A 26,104-nucleotide genomic window follows, 5' to 3' on the forward strand; every position below is an offset into this window, starting at 1 on the left:
TAAAATGAGGTGATCGAGCATGTTAAAATTGGGGATTTTGGACCAATCTCAAATAGGAGAAGGTCGAAACGCCGCGCAAACGCTGGTTGAAACGACCGAACTGGCGCAAGAGGCTGATAAACTTGGCTACACACGTTACTGGGTGTCGGAGCATCATGCTTCTGAGGCGCTTGCTCACTCAAGCCCAGAAGTACTTATCGCACATTTAGCTGCAAAAACGAATCGGATCCGCTTAGGGTCAGGCGGTATCATGATGCCGCATTACAGTGCATACAAAGTAGCGGAAAATTTCCGTTTGTTAGAGGCGCTGCATCCGGGAAGGATTGACGTAGGTCTTGGACGAGCGCCAGGCGGCATGCCCATCTCGACGCGAGCGCTGCAAGAGGGGAAATACACGAGCGTGGATCAATACCCGCAGCAAGTTGCTGATTTGACTGGGTATTTATATGATTCGCTGCCTGCGAATCACCGCTTTGCTGCGCTGCATGCATCTCCAATTATTCCGACAGCACCAGAAATTTGGCTGCTCGGTTCTTCCTATGACAGTGCAAGCATTGCTGCTAAACAAGGGGCTGCATTTGGTTTTGCACAGTTTTTCGGCAATGCCGATTGTGAACAAGCGCTGCAGATTTACCGTGAGGAATTCAAACCGTCAATTTTGAATGATAAGCCGCATTCGCTTGCAGCGGTTTTAGTTGTCTGTGCCGATACGGAAGAAGAGGCGAAGCGATTGGCGACGAGTACGGATTTGTTCTTCCTCTCCCTTGGCCGCGGCGCGCTGCTGCCTTCATTCCCATCCGTTGAAACGGCTATGAATTATCCGTATACAGAAGCTGATTTGGCCCTAATTCGCGGTCGCCAGCACAAGCGTATTGTGGGTACGCCTCAGCAAGTAAAAGCGGAGATTCTCAAATTGAACGAAGCGTATAAAGCTGACGAGTTTATGGTCGTTTCTCCGATTCATGACGTGGATGCGCGCATTCATTCTTATCGTTTGTTAGCCAAGGCGTTTGAGCTGCAAGGGTAATGTTAGCGTAAAGTGTAGCCATATGGGAATAGGCTCAATCTTATAAATCAGAAGCAGCACACCGATTAGGGGTGGCTGCTTTTTTCTATTGATCGTGTATTTATAAGCCGTATTCATTGACGTACAGCCTTTGGTATCCATACATAATTTTGGATAAAAAATGAAAGAATAGGGGTGAGGGTGGTGAAGTTCGTTGCTATTTTCAAATTGGTTCGGAAGAAAGAAGTATCGTTCGGTTCCAGACCTAATTAATCAGCCGACTGGCGACTCGATAAGTGCGTCGTTGGCACAAAATATAACCTATTTACATAGTCAATTCAGTCAAACTCCCGATCTGGTAGTGCGGCATTTTATGATCAAGCAGTCTGGGGAACAAGCGGCACTAGTCTACTTGGTTGGACTCATAGATAAAAGCTCAATCAATAATAATGTGCTTCGACCTCTTCAATTTGAAACGGGAAGCGGTGATTCGGACTACGGCTTTACGATAAATGTTGGTCAAATCAATCCGTTGTTATCTTGGCCTCAAGTTGAGTCTGCCATTTTGCATGGCAGCAGTATTCTCTTTGTTGGCGGACGAACAGAAGTCTACGCCTTAGGAACGCAAGGGTGGCCGCAGCGGGCAATTGAAGATCCACAGATTGAGGCTTCTTTAAAAGGAGCACATCAAGGCTTTGTTGAAACAGGAAGTCAAAATATAGCTTTAATCCGTCGTTATATTCAAAACCGTGAATTGAAGATTAAAGAGCTGATCGTTGGAAGAAGAGGGAACAGTTTAGTTTCTATCTTATATTTAGCAGATGTCGCGAATCCTGAGATTTTGAAAGAACTGGAAGACAGGATTCAACAACTTGATCTCGATGTCATCCTTAACACAGGTGAGTTGGCAGAGATGATCGAGGACAATCCGTATTCCCTATTCCCGCAATTTATAACAACGGAAAGACCAGATGCTGCAGCTTCACAAATATTGCAAGGAAGATTCGCTGTTGTCGTAGATCGCTCGCCCAGCGTGTTGATCGCACCAGTGTCATTTATATCTTTTTTTCAGAACATCGACGATTACAGCACACGCTGGTCGATTGCTACTTTTATACGGCTGCTGCGGGTTTTGGCGTTTTTCGTTGCCATATTTTTGCCGGCATTCTACATTGCCGTCATCTCCTTTAATTTCGAGATCATCCCTGTTAAATTACTGCTCACAATTGGTGAGTTCAGAGGAAGAGTGCCATTTCCGCCATTTGTAGAAGCGATCCTCATGGAGGTGACATTAGAAATGATGCGGGAAGCAGGTGTGCGCCTGCCCGCTCCGGTAGGGCAAACCGTTGGCATTGTTGGGGGGATTGTCATTGGGCAGGCGATCGTACAGGCAGGACTCATCAGTAATATCATGGTGATTGTCGTTGCTTTTACTGCTATTGCATCGTTCATCCTGCCCAATTATGACATGGTCGCAGCCGTCCGACTTATCCGCTTCGGCATGATGATAGCTGCATCTATGTTCGGCATTGTTGGCATCATTATTGGTTTGATGACGATGATCGGGCATCTGATTGCGCTCGAATCGCTTGGAACGCCGTACGGTACCCCTTTCGCGCCGGTTCGTTTTGCCGATTGGAAAGATACGTTCATTCGTTTACCGTTGTGGATTATGAACAAGCGACCTCTAGGCGCAAGAGCGACCCAATCGAAGAGGCAAGGAACAAATCGTCCAAAAGGTGATGGGAAATGAAGAAATATGCTTACAATGAGATCACCTCTATGCAATATATTTTTCTTAATAGCGGCATTCAAGTGAGTGTGTTCTATTTGGCAATGCCGCGAAAGTTAGCTGAGAAGGCAGGCACGGATGGCTGGATCGCACTTATCATCGGCTGGGCTATTACGGTCGCAGCAAGCTTTATTGTTATTCAGGTGATGAAAAAGCACCCCGAAGGAACATTGTTTGATCTAATAGCACGATATTTGGGCAAATGGGCAGGCCGGGTCGTTGCCATCTTTTTTGCCCTTTATCTCTTTTACTACGCTTATACGGGGCTCGTTGAGGCGGTTTTGCTCACGAAGGCATGGCTTTTGCCGCAAACTTCGGCATCTACCGTCATGTTATTATTGCTCATTCCCACTTATGTGATTGCACGTAACGGACTTCGTGTTTTGGGTAGATATGCGGAACTTGTGTTTATTATCTCTTTGTGGATACCATTTGTATATCTATATCCGCTCAAGGACGCCCACTTGCTCAATATGGTTCCTTTATTAAAGGAAGGATGGAAGCCTGTATTCTCAGCGGTACCTACAACATTCTTTTCTTATATCGGATTTGCTACCACGTTTATTTTGTATCCGTTTTTGAAGAACAAACAAAAAGCTTCTAGCGCTATCGTGATCTCCGATACTCTGTCGATGCTTGGATATTTGTTCATTACGGTTATCTGTTTTGTCTATTACAGCCCGGACGAAATTCAGCTGTACAACGAACCAGTGGTTAATATCTTAGAAGCCATTGAATTTAATTTTTTAGAACGGATGGAAGTGTTGTTTATCGCGTTTTTTTTGCTTGTTTTTTCATTAGCGTGGATACCCGCTATATACATGGGCGTTTTTTGTACAAGCTGGCTGCTCGGAAAGCAGGATCACCGCAATCATTTGCGGATACTGTGGTTGTTCACTGCTTTGAGCACATTTTTCTTCATACCAACTTTTAATCAGAGCGATCGTATGAATGATTTTCTCATTCAGATTGGTTTTGGAATCGAATATGTTTTTCCCGGTTGCTTACTCGTTTATTTATGGATGCATGATCGTTTTCAGTGGGGGAAGCGCTTATGAACAAGCGGCTCCTTCATGTTGTATTCATCGCCGCGGTTGTCGTCATCATTCCGAGCTGCAGTGACAGGTTAGATATGGAAGATGCTACACATACCTTATTAGTAGGTTTTGATCTCGATAAAGAAAACGAGCTCATTCTATATAGTACATTTCCAGTTTTCAGCAAAAATGTCAAGAAAAAAACGCGTGAACTTAGAGTGAAACCACAAACGAATCGTCAATCAAGACAAAAACAAGATAGTTATACAGATGGTGTTTTCCAAGGGAGAAGTATTCAAGTCCTACTAGTATCTAATCGAATATTGCAGCAAGAAAATTGGTTCCGACTAACGGATGTTTGGTTTCGCGATCCGAAAAATCCGTTAACGCCAAGGATCATTTCTTTCGATGGACCTCTCTCTGAAATCATATACCTGAACCCGAAAGATCAGCCGATGCTGCCCATATTGCTGCGGGAAATGGTAGAAACGAAGAGCGCCCGATCGGAAACGGTAAAGACGACTTTACAGGGGTTGAAGCAACAAATAGATGAAAAGGGTGTCACTCCTATCATTTCTGAAGTTCGAGTGAAAGATAAACAGATTGCGATGACAGGGACGACACTGTTGGATCATAAAGGGAAATTTGCTGATTCTCTGAACATGCAGGAAACTATTCTACTGCGTATATTGCAAAAAAATACAAAAAAGAGCGTCGGCTTAACAATTCCCATTCCCGGCAAAATGAAGATTGGACCGTTCCAAACAGATAAAGTAAGTTTAAACGCGGATGAAATAAAGGTGAAAATCAAGTCATCTTTCCTCAAAGACAAATTTCAATTCCAAATGCACATTACCATGCGCGTTGGACTATCGGAGCTTTTGTTTCCTTACGACGTACGTAGGCACGGAAAAGAGTTGGAGAATATGATTACCGAACAAGTGCAAATGCAGTTTGAAAACCTCATAAAGAAAATACAAACGGATAAAATTGATCCGATAGGGCTTGGATTCTATGCGCAGGCGCATGAATATAGCCATTTCAAGAAAGTGGAAGATCATTGGGGTGAAACGCTGGCCAATGCGGACATTCATGTTTCCGTGAAAACAATCATAGGAGCTATGGGGACAGTGAAATAACAGCCCTGTATGCTTACGACGACAGCTTCTTAATGGAAAGCTCTAAGGGGGGACAGCAAGTGAAAAAATATGCCTTGAATGAAATCACCTTCATGCAGTATATCCTTCTCAATTTCGGAATGGTTGTGAGTGTCGGAATTTTGTCGCTGCCGCGAGTACTAGCCGAACAAGCAGGCACGGCAGGTTGGATTACGCTCATCATCGTTTGGGTCATCTCCATAGTGGCGAGTCTGATCGTCATACAAGTGATGAAGAGGTACCCAGACGGCACCCTTTTGGATCTATTGTCGATGTATTTGGGCAAATGGGCAGGCAAAGCGGGAGCTGTCCTATTTGCCCTCTATCTCTTTTACTACGGATACACAGGTCTCGTATATACAATATTGATTACAAAGCAATACCTTTTGCAGCAAACCCCAGCTTATATCATTATGCTTCTGCTGCTCGTTCCCACTTATGTCATTGTACGGAACGGACCACGCATATTGGGCAGATATGTGGAAGTGATTATATTCCTATCTCTATGGATCCCCTTCGTTTATTTGCTTCCGATTAAGGACGCTCATTGGCTCCGTCTGCTTCCTGTGCTTAAAGAAGGTTGGCAACCTGTTTTCGCAGCTTTACCTGGCACTTTATATTATCATATAGGGTTTTCAACCACGTTTATTTTGTATCCGTTTCTCAAAAACAAGCGGAAGGCGTCAGCAGGAATCGTTATCTCGTATACACTGGCGATGCTCATGTATTTGTTCATTACTCTGATCTGTTTCGTCTATTTCAGTCCAGATGAAATTATGGCGTATAACGAACCGACAATCAATTTATTGAAAGCAATTGAGTTTAAGTTTATATCACGGATCGAAGTGCTATTTATCGCGGTTTATTTACTTATCTTTTCAATATCATGGATACCCACGATGTACATGACCGTTTTTTGTACAACTTGGCTAATCGGAAAAAAGGACCACCGTAATCATTTGCGGCTGCTTTGGTTATTCATCGCTGTGGGCACGTATTTCTTCATGCCTACTTATTTTCAAAGCGAACGGATGGATACTTTGCTTGGTCAAATCGGTTTTGTTGTCGAGTACATATTGCCTGGTTGTTTACTCCTGTATGTATGGATACATGATCGTTTGGGGTGGAGGAAGCACTTATGAACAAGCGGTTGCTGTACGTTTTGATTATTATCATGATTATTATTATCATTCCGGGGTGTAGTGATCGGTTGGATATGGAAGATTCGACTAACAACCTTGCTATTGGCTTGGATCTCGATAATGAAAACAACCTGCTTGTATATTTGAATAGCCCTGCATTCGGCAGAGATATCAAGAAAAAAACACTAGAAGTCGAAGTGAAATCGCTAACGATTCGTCAATCGAGAGAGCAACAAGATGAATTTTCACCAGGTGTTATTACAGGAAGAAAGGTTCAAGTCATGCTTATCGGGAAACGCATCTTCGAACATGAAAACTGGTTCCGGATACTTGACGTCTTTTTTCGTGATATGAAAAATCCATTAACACCCAGAATCATCGCTGTCGATGGATCTATTTCCGATATTGTATACCTACATCCGAAAGATCAGCCGATGTTACCTTTATTGTTGCGGGGGATGGTCGATACGAAGAGTGATAGATCGGAAACGGCAAAAACAACGCTGCAGAAGCTGCATTGGCAAATGTATGAGAAGGGGATAACGCCCTATATTTCCGAAATTCAGTTGGACAAGGCCAAACGGATCAGGCTGACTGGCGTTTCACTTCTGGATCATAAGGGGAAATATAAGACCTCGCTGAACATAGAGGAAACCTGTTTACTTCAAATATTGAATAAAAACGCAAAGAAACCTGTTAGCTTTACACTTCCGATTCCTGGTGAAAAGAAGAGCGGTCCATTCCAAACAGACCATTTAAGTATATCGGTTCAAGGAATGAAAACGAAAATAAAAACCTCGTACAAGCAGGATAAGTTTCGATTCGATATCAACATTAAAATGCCAGCCGGTCTTACTGAACTTTTATTCCCTTTTGATGTACGAAAGAATGGAAAAGAGTTAGAGAAAATGATTTCTGAACATATGCAAAAGCAATTCGAGAAACTCATCAAAAACATACAGAAGCATCAAATCGATCCTATTGGGCTTGGACTCTACGCACGGGCCAACGAATATAGTCAATACAAGAAAGTGGAGGATCATTGGGGAGAAGCGCTGTCTAAGGCGGACATTCATGTTTCCGTTAAGGTGACCATTGGAAGCATGGGACCCGTGAAGTGACTGGTTTTGGAGCGGGTAATCACCTTTTTGACATAAAGTTGATAAGGATTGGCAGCAAAAATTTGCGTTTTTCTACACATGCCTTTACACTTAGAACAAAAACGGAGTGGTGAAATGAGTAAAGGTAGAGTATGGAACAAGGGGAAGCGCAATGGGGGTGGCGGACCAGCACCTGGAACGAGTTATAAGGAAAAGCTCGCGGCCACCATGCAAGCGGAGGGGAAGACTGTCGAGGTTATCGATCTTAAGAATCCGATAAATCAGGTTCAACGCATGAATCGTGAGAATTGGGTCGAGAGACCCGTTCGCGTTAACCGTGAACAGCCTAAAAAATAATGCAGGTAAGCCTATCCAGACACTTTATGAGTGCTGGGTAGGCTTATTTATTTGTTTGTTTCGGGTCAAGCGGGAGTGGAGCTTACCCATTGCTCGGGAGGGTGAGATACTGACTTGGCTCGAGTGTGAGTGTGGATTTGTCTTCTGGTTTATGGTTTTCCGATTTACTGTTGATGTGGGGAAAAAAGAGTGAATTGTTGTACAGCGTACAACAATTCCTATCAATTCGCCTGGGCATAGGTGAAGATGTTGTATTTTGTGCAACAATTTAGCCCAATTTCTTGCTAAAATGCTACTATTGGCTGGAATTGTTGTATTTTATGCAACAATCGTGAGGAAATCGTGGATTTGCTAGCGTAATGTTGTATAAAATACAACAACATTACATGGATGAGCGTGTAAGTAGACAAATATTTGAACAAACTCACTCATTCTCTCACACCCACCGAAACAGCCAAATACTCAAACACCCAAACACCCAAACACCCAAACACCCAAACACCCAAACACCCAAACACCCAAACACCCAAACACCCAAACACCCAAACACCCAAACACCCAATCTCTCTCTCGCCAAAAGCAAGTGTAAGCCGTTTATCCGTATTGAGAAGGCTAATCAGTCCAAATTCACATTAGACATTTGTCCCGCTTTATAATAAGGGTAATCCATCTTTTGTTGAACTTGCTGAACGAAATGCGAATCAGTTAGGGATTCAATGACGAATAGTCCTAAGTCAATAGAGGCCGAAACGCCGCCACCAGTGAAGAGATTCCCGTCTCTGACGATTCGTTTTTTCATGACTTCGGAACAGTAAGGTGTCAGTAAATCGTAGGCGGAAGGATTCGTAGTGGCCTTTTTTCCATACAGGAATCCGGCTGCACCCAGTAACAACGCACCTGTACAAACAGAAACCTTGTAAGTCACATTACCAGCAGTTTGGAGCCAAGCGATGAAGACAGCGTCGAATCTAAGGCTTCTCGTTGAAAATCCGCCAGGTACAAACAGGAGATCATAACCCGATAGATCAGGATAAACATGTGTTACTTTAACGGTTAAGCCACGGTCGTCGGTAATTTCGTCCTTATTGGAGCAGAAATCCCAAGAGACGTTCTCTTTAGCTCCCAAAATGCCCATCCATGTAATAGCTTCATAGAAGCCGGTGAAGTCTAATGCGGTCATCCCATCGAATAGTACGAATGCCATTTTCATTAACAGCCACCTGACCTTTCAATTGTTATAAAAGCACAAAAAAGCACTTGATCAAGGATCAAATACTTTGCCCAGGCGTACGGCTGTTTGCAATGTGCTCCCTCATGGTTATCCATGTTAACGCCAGTCACACATCGGTTAATTTCTATAATCTTACAATTTCCTTCACCGAAATTCAATATCTTTTTTCAAGTGACGACTATGACTTAAACCCTTTACATCCCCATATGAATGGAAGAGGCGCTCGTTGCTCACATCATAATGGCCGACAAGCAGGGGGGGAATTGACTTATGAAATCAGTATTTAAGCTTGAATTAGAGGAAGCGAGAGTCATGATCGCAGCAGGCATACAAGCGGCAGTAGAGGCGAATGCAGCCGAAACCATATGTATCGTAGACGATGGCGGATATCTCATTGCGTTAGAAAGAATGAATGGCGCTCGCAATACGAGCCCGGAAATCGCCATAGCTAAGGCGTTTACAGCTAGCGGTCACAGGCGCTCTACACATTTGTTCAATCAACCCGGTGGTCCAGCGACTATCCATGGTGAGGCATTTGGGATTCATGCCATGATGCCTGGTAAATTTGCTATTTTCGTCGGGGGGCTACCGATTGTGGTGAACGGGAGTGTCATAGGCGGAGTCGGTGTAAGTGGAGGGAATGGTGAGGATGACATTGCGGTGGGGGTTGCGGCGTTGAAGGCGCTGCAGACATATTTGGGTAACGCCTATGAAGTCATGACAGTTCCAGATATTAAGAAATAGGCGTCCATTCAAAATAAGAAGGCCCCAGTTCCTCTAATGAAAGAGAGAATGGGGCCTATGTGTTAATTCAAAAGGCTTCTTACGTATTGAACGGTTTCGTCAATCGTATCATCTGTTAGCTGTTCTAATGAGATGTCGATCCCTGGTTTTACTCGATGCAGCTTGTCCAAAAACGATTTCGTTTGGAAAATACCCTTGCCGGATCGCACAGCTTCCAGCTTGTCGTTTTGAACGACGATATCCTTTAGATGAGCAAGGACGATACGATCACCGAAAGCCTCAAATGCCTGAGACAGAAATACTTCTTGTGACTCGACAGATGTGGGTGGCAGTAAATTCACTGGATCAAACACAACTCCCAGATTACTGGAAGGAATCTCATCCAAGAGCCGAACCATTTTATCACAGCTAGATAATGTGTGAGTGAATACGGGTTCGAGTCCGATGAAGACACCCCAACGTTCCGCTTCCTCAGCCAATTCTTCAACTGTTTGTTTGAGGGTATCCCAACCAATAGCTTCATAGCGCTCAGAATCTTGCGCGAGGTACGTCGTTAATTCAGCCGTTTCCGTCGCGACGATAGAAGTACCAAAGTCTCTGGCGAAACGCAGATGCTCTTTGAACCGATTGATTTCATGACGCCGCTTCTGCGGATCTGGATGAATCGGGTTGATATAACAGCCAAGCACGCCGATCCGGATGCCAGCACGGTGAAATTGCTCGCCAATGTGGATGGCCAGAGCAGGGCTGAGCCTGCCGAGGCTCGTGTCAAAATCACTGATTGCTTTGCTGAGTGCAAGTTGAACGAAGTCAATACCTCGTCCGCTAAGCTTCTCTGTTAATTGCTTCAACGGAAGATGTCCTACGGTATGGGCTAATGTACCGATTCCCATCTATCTAGCCATCCATCCGCCGTCCACGCAAAGTACGTGTCCGTTCATATAATCCGAAGCATGCGATGACAAGAACACAACTGGACCTTTCAAATCCTCTGGTGAGCCCCAACGGCCTGCCGGAATTCGATCTGTAATGGATTGTGTGCGTTTCTCATCTTTTAAAATAGGAGCTGTGTTATTAGTCGTCATATAGCCAGGAGCGATGGCATTGATCTGGATGCCTTTCCCAGCCCATTCATTGGCTAATGCTTTGGTAACACCAGCGATAGCGTGTTTACTCGCTGTGTAGCCAGGAACATTAATGCCTCCTTGGTAGGTAAGCATGGAAGCGATGTTGACAATTTTGCCGCTGCCGCGCTCAATCATGTGACGGCCAATCAGCTGGCACAAGAAGAAGGCGGAGTTCAAGTTCAGGTCAATCACATCGTGCCAATCTTGACGCGCATGCTCGACCGCTGGCGTACGACGGATGATTCCGGCATTATTCACGAGAATATCGATGCTGCCGTAGATGCCGATGGCTTTATTCACAACATCCTCAAGGATGTCTTCGTTGCTAAGATCAGCTGCGATCAGCTCGGCTTTGCCGCCAAGTGCGCGGATGGCTTCGACCGTTTGCACGCTTTCAGATGAGGATACAGCTATGACGTTAGCGCCTGCTTCAGCAAGGCCAATGGCCATCGCTTGACCAAGACCGCCAGGAAGCACCGGTTACGAAGGCTGTTTTGCCTGATAAATTAAAAAGTGTCATGAAGGATACTCCTTTTCACTAATGAGTTACAATCTGGATGCCAGCATCACGGTACTGCTTGGCAATATCAGCGGGGAGGGCACTGTCTGTTAGGATCATAGCCACCTCGGACAAGGAAGCGAACGTTCGTAAGGCACACTGGCCGAATTTGTAATGATCGGCAACACCGTAAACCGTTGCGCTGGATTTAATCAATGCACGTTTGTAATCGGCATGATCACTCGTGTAGATTGTAAAGCCGTGCTGCAAATGAACACCAGTGGCAGAAATGAACGATTTCTGAATGTTGAGCTTACTCACATATTCCACGGCTTCAGGTCCTGCGAGCATATTACGCAGACGGTAGCCGCCTGGAACAACCAGCCGAATTTCTTCCTTATGCAAGAGCTCGGAGATTATAAATAAATCGTTCGTTACAACAGTAAGCGGCTGATTTTCCAGCCGCCTAGCAATTTCAAGTGTTGTACTGCCGCCATCGAGGGCGATAATGTCCCGTGGTTGGATGTATCGCAAAGCAATCGTCGCGATTTCGGATTTCTGATCGGCATGCTTAATGATCGGCTCTTTCGTTGAAAGTATGCCAAGCTGATCACTTTGAGCGAGCACCGCTCCGCCATGAATGCGGACGAGCAGGCCTTTTTCTTCGAGTTTGGCCAAATCTTCGCGAATCGTTTTACCTGTAACGTCCAGCCGTTCGCTAAGTTCGTTAACGGTTACTTCTTTCTGCGCCAGGAGTATTTCCATAATGGTTTCATATCTGCGTAGAGGATTCATCGGTTGTCATCCATTTCTAAATAGAGGTTACCGACTATTTTAAATCTTTCATGGCCACGGCGTCCATATCATCAAACATTTGATTTTCGCCAGCCATGCCCCAAATGAAGGTGTAGTTGTTCGTGCCAACACCGCTATGAATGGACCAGCTTGGGGAAATGACAGCTTGCTCATTGCGCATAACGACGTGACGAGTTTGTTGCGGTTCACCCATCATGTGGAACACAACTGCATCTTCCGGCATGTCAAAGTAGAAGTAGACTTCGGAACGACGATTGTGAGTATGGGAAGGCATTGTGTTCCACATGTTGCCTGGTTTCAGAAGCGTCATACCCATTACGAGCTGACAGCTTTTTACACCGCCTGTGTGAATGTATTTGTAAATCGTGCGCTCATTGGATGTATTGATGCTGCCTAAGTGAGTAGGAGTAGCTTCGCTGATGGCTACTTTCACTGTTGGATATGTTTGGTGAGCAGGTGTTGAATTAAAGTAGAATTTCGCTGGCTCGGCAGCGTTATCACTAGCAAACGTAATATCCTTCGCACCAAGACCAATATAAATGCAATCCTTGGAATCCATGTTGTAAACCGTTCCATCAACGGTGATCGTACCTCTGCCGCCAACATTAATAATACCGATTTCGCGGCGCTCTAAGAAATAATCTGCAGCCATTTCTTTCTTGTCAGCTTGCAATTGAAGTGTGCCTGTAATAGGAAGCACGCCGCCAATGATGAAACGGTCAACGTGGGAGTACACTAATTTAATTTCATTAGGTGAGAACAAAGAATTAATTTGAAACTCAGCTTGCAGGCGTTCCGTGTCAAATTGCTTAACTTCATTCGGGTGTGATGCGTAGCGGATATCCATCGGTTAATCTCTCCTCAAAATTGGTTTATTTATGTTGATATTCGTTCATATAGGTTTAATTTACTCCATAAAGGGGGTTTAGGCAAGGGTTTTTGGACCTATGTTTCAAAAGTTTCTGTTTGGGTGAATAAAGGATGCAGAATAAGTAAACAACAAACAAACGAGACTGGTTTACAATTAGGAGGCTAGCGCATGGATAAAAGTCATTATTTCGATCGCGTGTGTAACGACACGATTCCCACTCAACCTGATGAAGAGGCTACAACACCAACAGATATGCTGAGTGAGGCTGTCGAGGAAATCATGGATAATGTGAAAAAGGTGTTCTCAAGCGGCGATCTCGATGATCGGGGTTAGAAATTGGAAAGCTGAAAAGGACCTTGTTGTCTACAAATTGTAGATACCAAGGTCCTTTTTTCATTTTGGGATTAAGATTAGGAGACGATGCTTCCCGTATTTAGGATAGTTTGCAATGGATTTTGCTAGTCGAAATGAGATTGTAGATAGGCGTGATCATTCGATAAGTAACTATTCCTCACAGCTGATAGACATAACTCCAAAATCCGATTTTAGAGTCATTCAGCTTTCGTGAGGGTAGATGGGCAATCGTGGTTACCATTCAACCAAGGACGGCCAAGCCGTTTATTTTCTCTCACTCAATAAAAATTGAGAATCTCCCTAGCTCTGTTGCTGTTGGAGCATTCGGACTACCTGCTATAGTGAATCATTCCGGTCCGTTTGAAATTTTCTCCATTGGATCGGTGTCATGCCTGTAATGCGTTTAAACACAGTGGCGAAATGTTGACTGGACGCGTAACCCAACTCATTAGCAATCTCTGTGACCGTATCTGTGCCTTCAACCAGCAGGCTGCAAGCTTTCTTAATTCGTACACGTTCAATAAATACCATAGGCGGGAGCCCCGTGTATTCCTGGAAGGAACGAAAGAAGTGGGAAGGACTGATTCGGACCAAATCAGCCATTTCTTCGATAGCGGGGCGCCATTGCGGTTCTTCCGTAATCCGGCCAATCAATGCATCCAATTGATGTAATAGATCGTCAGCGAGTGAGACCATTTGTTGATTAGGCTGAAGAATTAGAAGCAGCAACCCAAGCAGCGCTTGGCGGGTAGCGGAGGTTCGTAATGGACTGTTGGAATTTAGCGCATTTCGCAACTTTCTAATGTCGTCAACGGCCTGCAGTCCTGTGTGGGTAACTCTGGGCAGCGCCTCTAATGCAAGTCTGAAGCCTTCACTTTCATCTTGCGGTAAGCACAACCAGCCTTCCGAATGCGGTGGTGTGACGATGAACCACCAGAATCGGCTAGGCTCAATCACGTTGAAGCCGCCGCGATGAATCTCGCCTGGATTTGTGTGAAACACGTCGCCTGCTTTTGTCTCATAGACGTGCCCGTCGAGCTCCCAGCTGGCTTTACCCCGTTCAACCAAAACGAATTCGTATCCGGCATGCTGATGATAGGAAAGGGGCATAGCCGACCTAATCTCATCGAAGCCGAAAAGGAGCAGCTCCGGAACTCCTAATATGCGATTTTCCTTATTGATATCGTAAGTCCAGCGTGGACTTTTTTTCACAGGCAAAGGGAGGGCCTCCTCTATGTTTGAATGTTCTTATTTGTCTTATATGTTTCTCATACTACTTTGTAGCTCTGTGAACGTCAATCAGCTTAGGATTAAGTATGATGAAAGCAAGACATAAAAGGAGGAATTTACGATGACTTTGCAAGCAGAGAGAACGTACAAGATTACAGCTCAGGATAAGGATACATTCAATCGCGACGGTTATTGGATATCTCCGAAGCTGCTGGACGATGATCAAATCGCGCGGTTGCGACATGCGCATGAACGAGTTTGGACGGGCGATTACGATGGCGATGGGCTTCCGATGAATCATTACCGTGCGAACTCGAACCCTGATTCATTACGCAAGCTGGACAATGGATGGTGGATCAATGACGAGATCCGAAGAACCGTCACGGATCCATTTATCGGTGAGCTTACAGCCGATCTGTTGGAGACCGATGAAATTCGGCTGTGGCACGATCAGGTTATTTATAAGCCAGGTGTCGGCGACAAGGAGACGCAGTCCGGCAATGTTGGCTGGCATCAGGATTACGGTTACTGGCAATGCTCCAGCAATCCGAATATGATCACCGTATGGATCGCGCTGCAGGACACGGATCTAACCAACGGTGGGATGATGACGATTCTCGGCTCTCATAAGTGGGGATTGATCCCTGACAGCAACACGTTCTTCGATCCTAACATGGAGGAACTTAGGAACAAATTTGCGGCAGGCCGCGAATGGGTCGAGGAGCCCTGCATTCTGAAGGCAGGTCAGGCAAGCTTCCATCACGCTCTTACGTTCCACGGGTCCGGCGCGAATAAGACGAATGAGCCTCGAATGTCTGTTGTCGCGCATCTAATGCCGGGCGGCACAAGCTACCGTGCTGGCGTGCAGCGTCATGATAATTCCCGTTTGTTAGGACCGCGTCCTTATCACGGTCAGGCTTTTGCAAATGAGTACTTTCCAGTTTTGTTTAAACGATAATTCAGGTGCAAAATCCCTTCCCATCGAAGGGATTTTCTTTTTACCTGCAGGGGGTTACAATTGCCTTAATGATGACACAGCTTTCTGGAGATGAAGCACATGGCGAATCCGCTCGGACATCTTAGTTTTAATCATATCGATTCCGCTAAGGTCGGTACGATTGTATATCCACCTGGCGGCAGGTATGGTCCCCGCATCCAACAAGATATTCAGCTAGTTCTATTACATACCGGTGCTATGGAAGTGACCATTGATGGCGTTCCCTTCCGACTGGAGCCCGGTAATGTGGCACTTCTGAAGCCTGGGCACATCGAGCATTTTACATTTGCGGATGAGCAGGAGAGCTGGCATCGTTGGGTTGCGGTAAGCGTCCAACCATTATCTGTGAATGAAGTGAAAGTATTAGACCAGGTTCCGTTTAGCCTCCCAATCTCTGAACACTTGAACCGAATAACAGACCTAATGCTATCGATCCGTTCCGAGCATGCAGATACAGGGCCTGTGATGCGAAGTCTCGGTCACACAGCGATTCAGTTGTTTCTATCCGAGTTGTCCAAGGCACAGCTGCAGCAAGACATTCATCCATCTGTTTTACGTGCGAAAGCTTACATTCATCAAACATTTAATGACAACTTGAGTCTGCCCCTAATTGCCGCGCACGCAGGAGTTTCGGATGAACATTTGGTCCGGCTTTTCCGTAAATACGAGCAAACGACACCGATTAAATATGTTTGGCACTATCGTGTACTGCGTGCTGTTGAGTTACTTTCCCAAACAGGTTTATCGATATCGGAAATTGCGCAACGAAGCGGGTTCCAAACCAGCTACCACTTCGCACGACAGGTGAAACAGCAAACAGGTAAAACGCCTTCAGAAATAAGGATCTCATCTTGGGGGAAAGGAGATATCCATGCCGAATAACGGTGGCCTTTTCCCAGCTTTTTTGACCGAGCATAACTGCCATCCTCAGGTGATGGCGTATTATTTTAAACAATGGCAAGGCTTCTATATGCCCTTTCATCGCCATGATGCTGTAGAAATTATGTATACCATACAAGGCTCCTGCGACGTTGAAATCCAAATACTGCCTACACAAACCGAAAGAGTTAGTCTCAAAAAGGGAGAGTTCATTATTATGGACGCCAATGTCTCCCATCGATTGATCGTTGACGAGACTGCCCCCTGCAGAATGCTAAATGTAGAGTTCCGTTTTACCCACCAGAAGGGTGTATTTCCATCTATTCATCAACTGGCTGCAGAAGACAAGCTGTTGGCTTCTTTACTAGAGGTCAAATCTCCTTATTTGGTACTGCGCGACCCCGATGAGGTGTATCACATTATGAAAAGCTTGGTGCTTGAACTGGATAAAGCAGCCGCCAAAAGTGAAACGATGGTTCAATTGCTCATCGCTCAACTGCTCATTCGAATTGCGCGTCTTAGGCAAGAAGCAGCAAGCAGCGGCATGGCTCAAAGTGAGTGGTATGTGAGACAGAGCATGGATTATTTGCATCAGAACTATGACCGCGACATTCAAGTGAAGGATATTGCCGGAGCCGTAAATTTACACCCCGGGTATTTACAGCGGATTTTCAAATCGTTAACAGGGCAAACGCTTATGGCTTATTTAACCGTGATTCGAATGGAAAAAGCCAAAATGCTGCTGCTCGAAACCGATGTGCCGATTTCTGAAATATGCGATTATATCGGGGTTGGGAGCCGTCAGTATTTTCATATGCTTTTCAAAGACTATACAGATTTAACTCCAACGGAATTTCGTAAATCAATGGATACTCAGAAGTGGGATTATCCAGAAAAAAGTGAGAATTTTTGACAAACTAGCTGCAATGAAGTTAGGAATTTGATAACGTTTTCTCTTTCGCGCTTGATACAATGTGAATTGTAGATTAAACGATAGAGAGGACGATAGATATGTCATTTAAGGTAGCTTTTATTGGAGCAGGGAGTATTGGATTTACACGCGGATTACTTCGAGATTTGTTAGCAGTATCTGAATTTCACGATATTCAAGTCGCTTTTACAGACATCAATCAACATAATTTAGATATGGTTACGGAGCTGTGCCAACGAGATATTCGCGATAATGGATTGAAAATTGAGATTCAGGCAACTACGGATCGTAGAGAAGCTTTGAAAGATGCGAAGTATGTCTTATGTACGATTCGTGTGGGTGGTCTGGAGGCTTTTGCCACTGATGTGGATATTCCGCTGAAATACGGCGTTGACCAATGTGTGGGCGACACGCTATGTGCTGGCGGTATTATGTATGGCCAGCGCGGTATTTCGGAAATGCTTCGCATTTGCCAAGATATCCGAGAAGTGGCGGCGCCTGATGTGCTGCTGCTCAATTATGCAAATCCGATGGCCATGCTGACTTGGGCTTGCAACAAGTACGGCGGTGTGCGGACGATTGGTCTATGTCATGGTGTTCAACATGGGCATAAACAAATCGCGGAAGTATTCGGCTTGGAGAAAAAGGATGTAGACATTATTTGCGCAGGCATCAATCACCAAACTTGGTATGTGCAGATCCGTCACAATGGACAGGATTTGACGGGCGGTCTGCTTGAGGCCTTCGAAAACCATCCGGAGTTCACGCTTACGGAGAAAGTGCGTATCGACATGCTGCGCCGTTTTGGCTTCTATAGTACAGAATCCAACGGACATCTGAGCGAGTATGTGCCTTGGTACCGAAAGCGTGCTGGCGAAATCCAAGATTGGATCGACATGGGCAGCTGGATTAATGGAGAAACAGGCGGCTATCTGCGTGTTTGCACGGAGGGACGCAACTGGTTCGAAACGGAGTTTCCGAACTGGATGAAGGATAAGGCATTTGTTTACGCAGCCGAGAAACGTAGTGAAGAGCATGGCTCCTATATTATTGAGGGTCTTGAGACAGGACGCGTGTATCGCGGACATTTCAACTTAGTCAATAACGGTGTCATCTCGAATCTGCCTGATGATGCGATTATCGAAGCGCCAGGCTATGTAGATCGCAACGGCATCTCGATGCCGCATGTAGGAGATTTGCCACTTGGACCGGCAGCGGTATGCAATGTGAGTATTTCCGTGCAGCGTCTTGCTGTAGAAGCTGCAGTACATGGCGATGATAAGCTGCTTCGTCAAGCGTTTATGATGGATCCGCTAGTAGGTGCCGTCTGCAATCCCAAAGAAATCTGGCAGATGGTCGATGAAATGTTGGTCGCCCAGGAGGCATGGCTGCCTCAGTATGGCACGGCTATTACAGAAGCAAAACAACGTCTCGCAGCTGGGAATCTCGTGCCTACACGCAGCTATGAAGGTGCAGCACGCTTGAAGGTGAAAACGGTGGAAGAAATGCAGCAAGATCGTGAAGCTGCGAATAAAAATGCGGGTGAAGCGGACAAAGGGAAGGATCGCGCAGCGGTAAACTCGTAATGTTCGTTTGGATTCAAGTATGTTCATTTAGGTGCTTTTCAGATATAATTAAAAAGTAAGTGAAGGACCGCTTGCGGTCCTTTTATTGTTTCGTTAAAGCGTTTAATTAGGAAAGGGGAAAGCCAGATGTCTAATATTGGCGTATGGGAAGCAGCAGAGCCAGGCGTTCAGCGCTGCATTCTGAAAGCTGAGGTTGGTTTAATGATGATGGAGGTTCACTTTGAGCCAGGTGCCATTGGTTACCAACATAGCCATGTTCATGAACAAATGTCCTATTGCTTAAAAGGGAAAATTGAGTTTACCATAGATGGTGTGGCAACCGTTATCGAGCAAGGCCAGACGATATACATACCAAGTAACGCTAAGCATGGTGTTACAGCATTAGAAGAATCCGCGTTGTTAGATGTCTTCACACCGATTCGCGAAGATCTTGTCAAACGGTAACCAGTTGCGCTTGCAGCTGGTTTTTCTTTCCTAAGGATTGAATGCGTTTACAAATTCGGCGGAAAGGAGGCTGAACATGAATAGAAGAGGGCATAGAGCTTGGATTTGGTTCTACAGAAGTTTGTTTTTGCGTGATCGTCCACTGACAGTGAAACTGCTCGTCTATTCGGCTATGCTGGTTGTCATTCCGCTGCTTGTGGTGGGGCTGATTTCTTATCAGAAATCATCGGAAGTGCTGCGCGAGGAAGCCAACTTGAGCAACAAGCAAATCATCGAGCAAGTCAAGCTGCATATCGAATACTATATTCGAGATTTCGAGATCGACTCGATTCGCATGCAAAATCATCCTTCGATGCAGCAGTTTCTAAGGATGACAAGCGAACAGGAAGTGAAGAATTCTGGCATTCGCGAGCCCATGATGCAGCTTTTGAACGATACCGCTTACTCCCGATCTGACATCTCTCGGATCATGCTTGTTATGGAAAATCAGACGGTCTTGGATACAAGCATGAACAAAAATGTAACCCCTGCTCTTCAACTAATTCAGGAGCCATGGTTTGCCAGTGTCCCCTCCAACAGCGATATTATGTTGATCATCAGACCGCCTTCTCAGCGCTACGAGCTGGAATATGTGCCTGTTCTCTCCATTGTGAAGCGATTAGTGAGTCCACTTACCTTAGAGCCCGTTGCAACGTTAATTATGGAAGTCAACTTCAAGCGGATTCAAGAGATTGCTGAACGGGTTACCATTGGACGAACAGGGTATTTATCCATTCTCGACCCCTACGGGCGCTATATTTATTCACCTGAATACACGGAAATCGGTCATTTGGCGAATTGGGACCAGTTAGAGTGGATTTTGCAGCAGGAAAGCGGGTCTTACCAAGCGCAAACAGGAGATAAGCCTTTCTACACCTTTAGCCTGTCATCCTATTTGAATTGGCGGTTGGTGACGACGATCCCTGAAGAAGAATTGACGCGTGGAACCGAGTATATTCGGCGTACGATTTGGTGGACGGTCCTTGCCACATTACTGATTGCCTATTTGATTGGGATTGGCTTTGCTACGAGTGTCGTTCGACCTGTGAGGGCGCTGCAATTTTTCATGAAAAGAGTGAAAGATGGCGACTTTCAGGCTCGCGTGGACATCGAATCCAAGGATGAGATAGGGCAGCTAACGAACGATTTTAATAAAATGGTCGAAAAGCTCCAGGTGCTGCTCGATGAAATTTACTACTCTCAACTCCGGGAGAAGGATCTTCAGCTGCGCCAAAAAGAGACAGAGCTGAAAGTGCTGCAATCTCAGGTTAATCCGCATTTTCTCATGAATGCTTTAGAGACGGTGCGCGGGATGGCGCTGGAAAAGGATATGACCGACATCTTGGTGCTAGTTGCCTCCCTTGCTCGTCTGCTGCGTTACAATCTGAATCATGCTGGGGCGACGATCTCCTTGCAGCAGGAAATTCAGATATGCGATATGTATTTACGGATTCAGAAATATCGGTTTGACGATAAACTCACCTATGAATTCCAGATTCCTGAATGGGCAGAAGGTCAAACCATCGCGAAGTTCGCTTTGCAGCCCTTGGTTGAAAATTGTGTCATTCATGGTATTGAAACGAGTGCACAGCCTGTTCATATTGTCATTTCAGCAGCTCAATTAAATGATCATCAATTTGTTGTTGAGATTCAGGATAGCGGTGTAGGTATTCCGGCTGCCAAACTCCGTACATTACAGCTCGATTTGCTGCAGAAGGACATGATTACGGCCGTATCACAGATCGGCATCGTCAATGTACATCGGCGTATCTCTTATCTGTTTGGTGACAATTATGGTCTGGAACTAGATAGTGAGGCAGATGCAGGAACTCTAGTGAGAATCAAGCTGCCGCTGAAGCCTTACGGAGAGGAATGGAGGTAGGAGGTCATGTACAAAGTCATTCTCGTGGACGATGAAAGATGGGTTCGTGTCGTGCTTCGCAAAGCCGTGGAACAAACGAAGCTTCCTTTCGAAATCGTGCAGGAATGCGCAAATGGTTTGGAGGCGATAGATACACTGCAAAAGCATAGCGCTGATTTGGTTATCTCCGATGTAAAGATGCCGATCATGGACGGTATTGCGCTTGCGGAGCAGATGACGCAAGTATCAGCCAATTTAATCCTAGTAAGCGGGTATGACGATTTTCAGTTAGCTCAGAAAGCGATACGCTATGGGGTAAAGGACTATTTGCTGAAGCCTGTGGAAATGGAGGCAATGGCAGATTGTTTGGGCCGATGGATGCAAGACCGGATAACGAAATCTGCCAGACGGTTGGAGGAACCGCCGCTAATCGAAACAGACGCATTGTCAGCCATTGAACAAGTGCAGCAGTTTATCAGCTCGAACTTATCGAAAGATATCAGCTTAACCGATGCAGCAGCCTTGGTACATTTGAACCCCAGCTACTTGAGCCAGCTCTTTAAGCAGCAAACAGGAGGCAAATTCGTCGATTATGTCATTGAAATGCGCATGGAGGAAGCGAAGAAGCTGCTGACTAAAACGTCTTTGCGAGTGTCTGAGATCGCGGAACGGCTCGGTTATGGGGATATTTCTTACTTCAGCAGTACGTTCAAAAAACTGATAGGCTGCTCCCCTTTGGAATATCGGAAATGCGGCGGAAGGCTAGATGAAACCAAATGAAAAAGGACATCTGAGGGGGAGATTGCAACCCTTAGATTGTCCTTTTATTTATTTTGTATTGTTTTGAATGGCTATTTTCTAGCTTTCTCGATCGCTTCTAACGTTTCTTTGTAATCGTTGCGATACTTTTCGATAACAGGCTTTACAGCATCCTGCCATGGCTTAAGGTCGGATACGTCCGTAATCGTAACTCCCGCCGCTTTCACTTTGGCTTCTGAATCCTTCTCGAATTTATCCCATTCTGCTTTTTGCGTTTTGACGGATTCTAAGGCAGCCTTTTTAATAAGCGCTTTATCATCAGCAGACAGCTTATCCCATGCTACTTTAGAAATTAAAAGAACTTCAGGCACCCGTTGGTGCTGGTCAAGAATGAGATTTTTGGCTTGTTGAAAATGGTTGGAAGAGAAGTAGCTCGGATAGTTATTCTCAGCGGCATCGATGACACCTGTTTGCAATGCATTGAAGACGTCTCCATAAGGCATTGGGGTTGCATTCGCGCCAAGAGCGTTCATGAGATCAATGTTGACTTTGTTTTGAATGACGCGTATTTTGAGTCCTTTCAAATCGGCGATGCTTTTAATCGGTTTCTTGGAATAGAAATGACGAGCTCCTGAGCTGTAATACGCCAGTCCTTTCATACGAGAAGACTCTAAGCTATCCAGCAGCTTCGTTCCTTGCTCGCTTTCTAGGAATTTCCATTGGTGATTATCGTTATCGAAAATGTAGGGCAAGCTGAACACCTCATACTGCTTGTTGAATCCGCCAAGTGCTCCTGTACTAACGCGTGTGAATTCAATAGCGCCGAGCTGCACTTGCTCGATGACGGCCTTCTCCTCACCGAGCTGGGATGCAGGGAAGACATCGATTTTGATGCGCCCATCCGATGCTTGATTGACGAGTTCGGCGAATTTCTTATCGCCAAGTGTCGTTGGGTAGTCCGCAGGGTGTGTTTCAGCCAGACGGAAATTTAATTTAGGACCATCGGCTTTCTTCGCTGCTGCTGCAGGGCTCGCGGCTCCAGGAGTCGTTGTTGCACCGCTATTCGTCGGTGTACTGCCGCCACCGCAAGCTGCGAGTAAGAGGCTAGTACCAATCACAGTACTTAGAGCCGTGATATATTTTCTTTTCATTTTCATATCGAATATTCCCCTTTTTATCGTAGTAGTTGAGTTGTTTCCTTATTTCATCAAGTTAGGAAGCCACATGACCAGCTCAGGGATATAGGTAAGGATCATGAGCACGATGCACATGACATAAAAGAACGGCATCATGGCTTTGGTGCCTTCAGAAATCGAAATATTTCCAATCGCAGAGCCTACGAAGAGGACGGTTCCGACAGGCGGTGTCAGCAGTCCAATACCTAAGTTTAACATCATAATAATGCCGAAGTGAACAGGATCCATGCCAAGCGCTGTCACAACTGGGAGTAAAATAGGCGTCATGATTAAGATGAGTGGAGCCATATCCATCGGTGCCCCAAGTAAGAGCAGCAAGACGTTGATGATCAGCAAAATGACAGTGGGGCTGTCTGTGATGCCCAGCATCCAATCCGTTAACATGCCGGGAACTTTGAGAAAGGCTAATACCCAACTGAAGGTAGCGGAGGCAGCAATTAGGAAGAGCACCATGGCTACGGTTCGAAATGTACGCTGGAGAATAATCCACATCCGGCTTATGGGAATATCTCGGTACACGAGAAAGGTGAGAATAAAGGCGTATAGACAAGCTAACGCGCCGCTTTCTGTAGCTGTAAACCAACCTGTAAATATACCGCCTAGAATGATTACGGCTGTCAGAAGGGAAAGCAAACCATCGCGTACAATCTTTGGAATTTCTCGCACGGGAACAGCTTCGCTCTTCGTATAACCGCGCTTGATGGCGATGATATAACTCGTGATCATAAGCGATACACATAGAATCAAGCCCGGGACTATGCCCGCTAGAAAAAGCGATGCGATAGAGATTCCACCGCCAGCAGCTAGGGAATAAAGCACGAGGTTGTGGCTTGGCGGCACAACAACGCCTTGAATGGCGGCTGAGACTGTAACGCCAACGGCGTAATCGGTGTCATAGCCCTTTTTCTTCATCATCGGGATCATGACCGAGCCGATGGAGGAGACGTCGGCAATGGCTGATCCGGAGATGTTCCCGAAGAACATACAGGCGACGCAGTTGACCATGGCTAAGCCTCCGCGGATGCCACCAACAAGAACTTGCGCGAGATTGATAAGGCGCAGTGCCATCTGGCCTTCACTCATAATTTGCCCGGCCAGAATAAAGAACGGGATGGTCAGGAGGGAGTAAGAGTTCATCCCTTGAATCATCGTTTGGCCCACGGTGGCTAGAGGGACTTTCAAGTAAAGTAAGGTGAGAAGGGAAGAACCTGCCAAAGCGAGCGAGATCGGAAAGCGGAGAACGATCAGACCAACGAAGGTGATAGTTAGGATGAGAATAGCGATGGTCGGATCCATTATTCGGGACCTCCTTCTTTGATATGTTGATGCCGCTTCGTCTCGATACCAAACAACTGGAGGAGCGCATAGGCACAAGTCATGACGCCGGTTATCGGCATGATGACATACAGTGTGCTGTTAGGCAGACCCGTCGCCGGGAGCTCTGATTCATTCATCATGACGGTGAAGTCCCAACCGAAATACACGAGATAGCAACCAAACGCGAGAATGACAAGCTCGATGACCTTATCAAGCGCTTTATTGATGGAAGCTGGAAGCTTGTGGGTGAAGGAATCGATGCCCAAATGCAGCTTCTCACGAAAGCCAATCGCAATTCCCATGAAGGAAAACCAGATAAGAAGCAGCATGGTCACTTCCTCCGACCAGAAGAATACGAAGTCAAACAGCTTGCGGGTCATGACCTGTACGGTGACGATGATGATCATACTAAGCAAACCGATGAGGGCAGCAGACTCGATACATGAATCGATACCGAGAGCAATTTTTCGAAGTATTCTCATCGTAAAGCGGACCTCCTCTCGCTATCTTTGTAAGTGCTTTCATTAATGTGCTTTAAGTATAGCGCTCCTTTCTTGCGGCAGGTATGCCATTGTTTTTAGTTTTTTTTGTAGTTTTTTTAGATATTTGGGTGGAATGAAACAAATAATGAGCAGGTGTCGGATGACAACCTGCTCATTTAAGACGAGCTTCTGCATTAAGCGCGGTTCCCGCGCTTTCACAGGGCGGACGCGCGGGTCAGGCTGCTGAGAAGTCGATTTTCGACTTCTCAGACGCTGCCGACGAGCTTCTGCTCGCGGAACTCACGCTAAAAGCGCGGCAACAGTGAAGGGTGAGAGGAAGGATCTAGGCTGAAATTGTTGCACATCCTACAACATCACTCGGCCGAGGATTCAGATCCATTCATCCAAGAACCTCAAATGAGCATAAAGTGATGCTCAAAGTATTCAACGTATCCTCCATTCCCTCTATAAGAATTGCATGCCCATATAGACCGCTACAGCCCATATCAAACAAGCAGAAACCTTGTTTAATTTGGCAATGAATTTACCGCTAGGATCACGCTTGCCAACAAGGCGTCCTGCGAACGCTAAACCGAAGAACCAGAGCCAGGAAACTAGCATAACGGTGACGGTAAACACCCATTTTTCTCCGCCAACATAGTGTAAGGAATTTGTGCCTATAACTCCAATCGTATCAAGTATAGCGTGGGGATTCATTAACGAGACAGATGCTGCAAACAGGATTTGTTTTTTGGGTTCATTTTCCCGGTGTGATGTTACTGAGCCAGGTTTACTTTTCCAAAGTACGCATCCCATATACAAAAGGAAAAAGAATCCAAGTCCATAGAGCGCTGCTTGAAGCCAGGCGAAGGTGAGTACGACGAAAGAAACACCTAAGACGGCTAATAAAATTAGGATCGTGTCACAAACAGACGCCGTAAGGATGACAGGCAGTGCTTTAAGGTAAGATGACCCGCGGGCTCCTTGGTTGAAAACGAAAACATTTTGTACCCCTATAGGCAGAATGAGCCCAAAACCCAAAATAAGCCCATGTAAAACAATTTCCAACAAAACGATCTCTCCCATCAATATGACTATTCTTCACAAGTATAGAGAAAATCTAGCGGATGTCTCCCTCCAAATGGATGGC

At 45.6% G+C, this 26,104-nt stretch carries 25 protein-coding genes, 1 pseudogene and 1 riboswitch; of the genes and pseudogenes, 16 read left to right on the forward strand and 10 right to left on the reverse strand.

Annotated elements, in window-relative coordinates; translation table 11 throughout:
• Positions 1-19: 19 nt before the first annotated feature.
• The 7 genes from ACBP55_RS15090 (at position 20) to ACBP55_RS15120 (ending at position 7,591) form a co-directional block, all read left to right on the forward strand.
• Positions 20-1,027, forward strand: a complete 1,008-nt coding sequence (locus tag ACBP55_RS15090) for an LLM class flavin-dependent oxidoreductase (RefSeq protein ID WP_464652620.1) — start codon at positions 20-22, stop codon at positions 1,025-1,027.
• A 193-nt stretch (positions 1,028-1,220) separates the two neighbouring features.
• Positions 1,221-2,759, forward strand: a complete 1,539-nt coding sequence (locus tag ACBP55_RS15095; RefSeq protein WP_464652621.1) for a spore germination protein — start codon at positions 1,221-1,223, stop codon at positions 2,757-2,759.
• Positions 2,756-3,856 (forward strand): GerAB/ArcD/ProY family transporter, encoded by a 1,101-nt coding sequence (locus ACBP55_RS15100; RefSeq protein WP_464652622.1) that lies wholly within the window; start codon positions 2,756-2,758, stop codon positions 3,854-3,856. The genes ACBP55_RS15095 and ACBP55_RS15100 overlap by 4 nt, the downstream gene beginning before the upstream one ends.
• Positions 3,853-4,974, forward strand: coding sequence for a Ger(x)C family spore germination protein (locus ACBP55_RS15105; protein WP_464652623.1), 1,122 nt, complete (start codon positions 3,853-3,855; stop codon positions 4,972-4,974). The genes ACBP55_RS15100 and ACBP55_RS15105 overlap by 4 nt, the downstream gene beginning before the upstream one ends.
• 59 nt (positions 4,975-5,033) lie before the next feature.
• Entirely contained in the window at positions 5,034-6,134 is a 1,101-nt protein-coding gene (locus tag ACBP55_RS15110; protein ID WP_464652624.1) for a GerAB/ArcD/ProY family transporter, read from the forward strand.
• Positions 6,131-7,255: a Ger(x)C family spore germination protein gene (locus ACBP55_RS15115; protein ID WP_464652625.1), complete on the forward strand. Its 1,125-nt coding sequence runs from the start codon at positions 6,131-6,133 to the stop codon at positions 7,253-7,255. Before ACBP55_RS15110 ends, ACBP55_RS15115 begins: the two co-directional genes overlap by 4 nt.
• 114 nt (positions 7,256-7,369) lie before the next feature.
• Positions 7,370-7,591, forward strand: coding sequence for a hypothetical protein (locus ACBP55_RS15120; protein ID WP_464652626.1), 222 nt, complete (start codon positions 7,370-7,372; stop codon positions 7,589-7,591).
• A gap of 616 nt (positions 7,592-8,207) precedes the next feature.
• Here the strand turns inward: ACBP55_RS15120 and ACBP55_RS15125 are convergent.
• A complete protein-coding gene (locus tag ACBP55_RS15125) occupies positions 8,208-8,801 on the reverse strand; it encodes a DJ-1/PfpI family protein (RefSeq protein WP_464652627.1) in 594 nt (197 codons plus the stop codon).
• 62 nt (positions 8,802-8,863) lie between these two features.
• A riboswitch (ZMP/ZTP riboswitch) is annotated at positions 8,864-8,942 on the reverse strand.
• 150 nt (positions 8,943-9,092) lie between these two features.
• Here ACBP55_RS15125 and ACBP55_RS15130 point away from each other — a divergent pair.
• Entirely contained in the window at positions 9,093-9,566 is a 474-nt protein-coding gene (locus ACBP55_RS15130) for a GlcG/HbpS family heme-binding protein (protein WP_173192027.1), read from the forward strand.
• A gap of 62 nt (positions 9,567-9,628) precedes the next feature.
• Here ACBP55_RS15130 and ACBP55_RS15135 read toward each other — a convergent pair whose 3' ends face one another.
• The 4 genes and pseudogenes from ACBP55_RS15135 to kduI all read right to left on the reverse strand — a co-directional run bounded on the left by ACBP55_RS15135 (position 9,629) and on the right by kduI (position 12,855).
• Positions 9,629-10,459 (reverse strand): sugar phosphate isomerase/epimerase family protein, encoded by an 831-nt coding sequence (locus tag ACBP55_RS15135; protein ID WP_464652628.1) that lies wholly within the window; start codon positions 10,457-10,459, stop codon positions 9,629-9,631.
• Positions 10,460-11,213 (reverse strand): annotated as a pseudogene (gene kduD / locus ACBP55_RS15140) (2-dehydro-3-deoxy-D-gluconate 5-dehydrogenase KduD).
• Between the two features lie 18 nt (positions 11,214-11,231).
• Entirely contained in the window at positions 11,232-11,987 is a 756-nt protein-coding gene (locus ACBP55_RS15145) for a DeoR/GlpR family DNA-binding transcription regulator (protein WP_173192031.1), read from the reverse strand.
• A 34-nt stretch (positions 11,988-12,021) separates the two neighbouring features.
• Positions 12,022-12,855 (reverse strand): 5-dehydro-4-deoxy-D-glucuronate isomerase, encoded by an 834-nt coding sequence (kduI, locus tag ACBP55_RS15150; RefSeq protein ID WP_029193611.1) that lies wholly within the window; start codon positions 12,853-12,855, stop codon positions 12,022-12,024.
• Between the two features lie 192 nt (positions 12,856-13,047).
• Here kduI and ACBP55_RS15155 point away from each other — a divergent pair, with 192 nt between their 5' ends.
• Entirely contained in the window at positions 13,048-13,212 is a 165-nt protein-coding gene (locus tag ACBP55_RS15155; protein ID WP_464652629.1) for a hypothetical protein, read from the forward strand.
• A gap of 357 nt (positions 13,213-13,569) precedes the next feature.
• Here ACBP55_RS15155 and ACBP55_RS15160 read toward each other — a convergent pair whose 3' ends face one another.
• Positions 13,570-14,445 (reverse strand): helix-turn-helix domain-containing protein, encoded by an 876-nt coding sequence (locus tag ACBP55_RS15160; protein ID WP_464653326.1) that lies wholly within the window; start codon positions 14,443-14,445, stop codon positions 13,570-13,572.
• A gap of 139 nt (positions 14,446-14,584) precedes the next feature.
• Here ACBP55_RS15160 and ACBP55_RS15165 point away from each other — a divergent pair, with 139 nt between their 5' ends.
• The 7 genes from ACBP55_RS15165 to ACBP55_RS15195 all read left to right on the forward strand — a co-directional run bounded on the left by ACBP55_RS15165 (position 14,585) and on the right by ACBP55_RS15195 (position 21,980).
• Positions 14,585-15,421 (forward strand): phytanoyl-CoA dioxygenase family protein, encoded by an 837-nt coding sequence (locus ACBP55_RS15165; RefSeq protein ID WP_464652630.1) that lies wholly within the window; start codon positions 14,585-14,587, stop codon positions 15,419-15,421.
• Between the two features lie 99 nt (positions 15,422-15,520).
• A complete protein-coding gene (locus tag ACBP55_RS15170) occupies positions 15,521-16,342 on the forward strand; it encodes a helix-turn-helix domain-containing protein (protein ID WP_464652631.1) in 822 nt (273 codons plus the stop codon).
• Positions 16,332-17,252 carry an AraC family transcriptional regulator gene (locus tag ACBP55_RS15175; protein WP_464652632.1) on the forward strand — a complete coding sequence of 307 codons (921 nt, stop codon included), beginning with the start codon at positions 16,332-16,334 and terminating at the stop codon, positions 17,250-17,252. Before ACBP55_RS15170 ends, ACBP55_RS15175 begins: the two co-directional genes overlap by 11 nt.
• Before the next feature lie 98 nt (positions 17,253-17,350).
• Positions 17,351-18,856 (forward strand): alpha-galactosidase, encoded by a 1,506-nt coding sequence (melA, locus tag ACBP55_RS15180; RefSeq protein WP_464652633.1) that lies wholly within the window; start codon positions 17,351-17,353, stop codon positions 18,854-18,856.
• 126 nt (positions 18,857-18,982) lie between these two features.
• Positions 18,983-19,300 (forward strand): cupin domain-containing protein, encoded by a 318-nt coding sequence (locus ACBP55_RS15185; RefSeq protein WP_029193605.1) that lies wholly within the window; start codon positions 18,983-18,985, stop codon positions 19,298-19,300.
• A gap of 76 nt (positions 19,301-19,376) precedes the next feature.
• The gene (locus ACBP55_RS15190; RefSeq protein WP_464652634.1) at positions 19,377-21,221 is read left to right on the forward strand and encodes a sensor histidine kinase; all 1,845 of its coding nucleotides are present in this window, start codon (positions 19,377-19,379) and stop codon (positions 21,219-21,221) included.
• A gap of 6 nt (positions 21,222-21,227) precedes the next feature.
• Positions 21,228-21,980 (forward strand): response regulator transcription factor, encoded by a 753-nt coding sequence (locus ACBP55_RS15195; RefSeq protein ID WP_464652635.1) that lies wholly within the window; start codon positions 21,228-21,230, stop codon positions 21,978-21,980.
• 71 nt (positions 21,981-22,051) lie between these two features.
• Here ACBP55_RS15195 and ACBP55_RS15200 read toward each other — a convergent pair whose 3' ends face one another.
• The 4 genes from ACBP55_RS15200 to ACBP55_RS15215 all read right to left on the reverse strand — a co-directional run bounded on the left by ACBP55_RS15200 (position 22,052) and on the right by ACBP55_RS15215 (position 26,025).
• Positions 22,052-23,116 (reverse strand): TRAP transporter substrate-binding protein, encoded by a 1,065-nt coding sequence (locus tag ACBP55_RS15200; protein ID WP_464652636.1) that lies wholly within the window; start codon positions 23,114-23,116, stop codon positions 22,052-22,054.
• A 42-nt stretch (positions 23,117-23,158) separates the two neighbouring features.
• On the reverse strand, positions 23,159-24,451 hold the full coding sequence (locus ACBP55_RS15205) for a TRAP transporter large permease (RefSeq protein ID WP_464652637.1): 1,293 nt from the start codon (positions 24,449-24,451) through the stop codon (positions 23,159-23,161).
• Complete coding sequence (locus ACBP55_RS15210; protein WP_464652638.1) at positions 24,451-24,954, reverse strand: TRAP transporter small permease; 504 nt, start codon at positions 24,952-24,954, stop codon at positions 24,451-24,453. Before ACBP55_RS15210 ends, ACBP55_RS15205 begins: the two co-directional genes overlap by 1 nt.
• Before the next feature lie 465 nt (positions 24,955-25,419).
• A complete protein-coding gene (locus tag ACBP55_RS15215) occupies positions 25,420-26,025 on the reverse strand; it encodes a LysE/ArgO family amino acid transporter (RefSeq protein WP_464652639.1) in 606 nt (201 codons plus the stop codon).
• Positions 26,026-26,104 lie beyond the last annotated feature (79 nt).

Source organism: Paenibacillus sp. WG02 (assembly GCF_055396115.1).

Bases quoted from the DNA above. Each gene is read 5' to 3' on its own strand.
- ACBP55_RS15170 (WP_464652631.1), top strand. From the start codon at position 15,521: ATGGCGAATCCGCTCGGACATCTTAGTTTTAATCATATCGATTCCGCT.
- ACBP55_RS15185 (WP_029193605.1), top strand. From the start codon at position 18,983: ATGTCTAATATTGGCGTATGGGAAGCAGCAGAGCCAGGCGTTCAGCGC.
- ACBP55_RS15210 (WP_464652638.1), bottom strand. From the start codon at position 24,954: ATGAGAATACTTCGAAAAATTGCTCTCGGTATCGATTCATGTATCGAG.
- ACBP55_RS15105 (WP_464652623.1), top strand. From the start codon at position 3,853: ATGAACAAGCGGCTCCTTCATGTTGTATTCATCGCCGCGGTTGTCGTC.
- ACBP55_RS15130 (WP_173192027.1), top strand. From the start codon at position 9,093: ATGAAATCAGTATTTAAGCTTGAATTAGAGGAAGCGAGAGTCATGATC.
- ACBP55_RS15165 (WP_464652630.1), top strand. From the start codon at position 14,585: ATGACTTTGCAAGCAGAGAGAACGTACAAGATTACAGCTCAGGATAAG.
- ACBP55_RS15175 (WP_464652632.1), top strand. From the start codon at position 16,332: ATGCCGAATAACGGTGGCCTTTTCCCAGCTTTTTTGACCGAGCATAAC.
- ACBP55_RS15205 (WP_464652637.1), bottom strand. From the start codon at position 24,451: ATGGATCCGACCATCGCTATTCTCATCCTAACTATCACCTTCGTTGGT.
- ACBP55_RS15120 (WP_464652626.1), top strand. From the start codon at position 7,370: ATGAGTAAAGGTAGAGTATGGAACAAGGGGAAGCGCAATGGGGGTGGC.
- ACBP55_RS15135 (WP_464652628.1), bottom strand. From the start codon at position 10,459: ATGGGAATCGGTACATTAGCCCATACCGTAGGACATCTTCCGTTGAAG.
- ACBP55_RS15190 (WP_464652634.1), top strand. From the start codon at position 19,377: ATGAATAGAAGAGGGCATAGAGCTTGGATTTGGTTCTACAGAAGTTTG.
- ACBP55_RS15090 (WP_464652620.1), top strand. From the start codon at position 20: ATGTTAAAATTGGGGATTTTGGACCAATCTCAAATAGGAGAAGGTCGA.
- ACBP55_RS15115 (WP_464652625.1), top strand. From the start codon at position 6,131: ATGAACAAGCGGTTGCTGTACGTTTTGATTATTATCATGATTATTATT.
- ACBP55_RS15145 (WP_173192031.1), bottom strand. From the start codon at position 11,987: ATGAATCCTCTACGCAGATATGAAACCATTATGGAAATACTCCTGGCG.
- melA (WP_464652633.1), top strand. From the start codon at position 17,351: ATGTCATTTAAGGTAGCTTTTATTGGAGCAGGGAGTATTGGATTTACA.
- ACBP55_RS15100 (WP_464652622.1), top strand. From the start codon at position 2,756: ATGAAGAAATATGCTTACAATGAGATCACCTCTATGCAATATATTTTT.
- ACBP55_RS15155 (WP_464652629.1), top strand. From the start codon at position 13,048: ATGGATAAAAGTCATTATTTCGATCGCGTGTGTAACGACACGATTCCC.
- ACBP55_RS15195 (WP_464652635.1), top strand. From the start codon at position 21,228: ATGTACAAAGTCATTCTCGTGGACGATGAAAGATGGGTTCGTGTCGTG.
- kduI (WP_029193611.1), bottom strand. From the start codon at position 12,855: ATGGATATCCGCTACGCATCACACCCGAATGAAGTTAAGCAATTTGAC.
- ACBP55_RS15200 (WP_464652636.1), bottom strand. From the start codon at position 23,116: ATGAAAATGAAAAGAAAATATATCACGGCTCTAAGTACTGTGATTGGT.
- ACBP55_RS15125 (WP_464652627.1), bottom strand. From the start codon at position 8,801: ATGAAAATGGCATTCGTACTATTCGATGGGATGACCGCATTAGACTTC.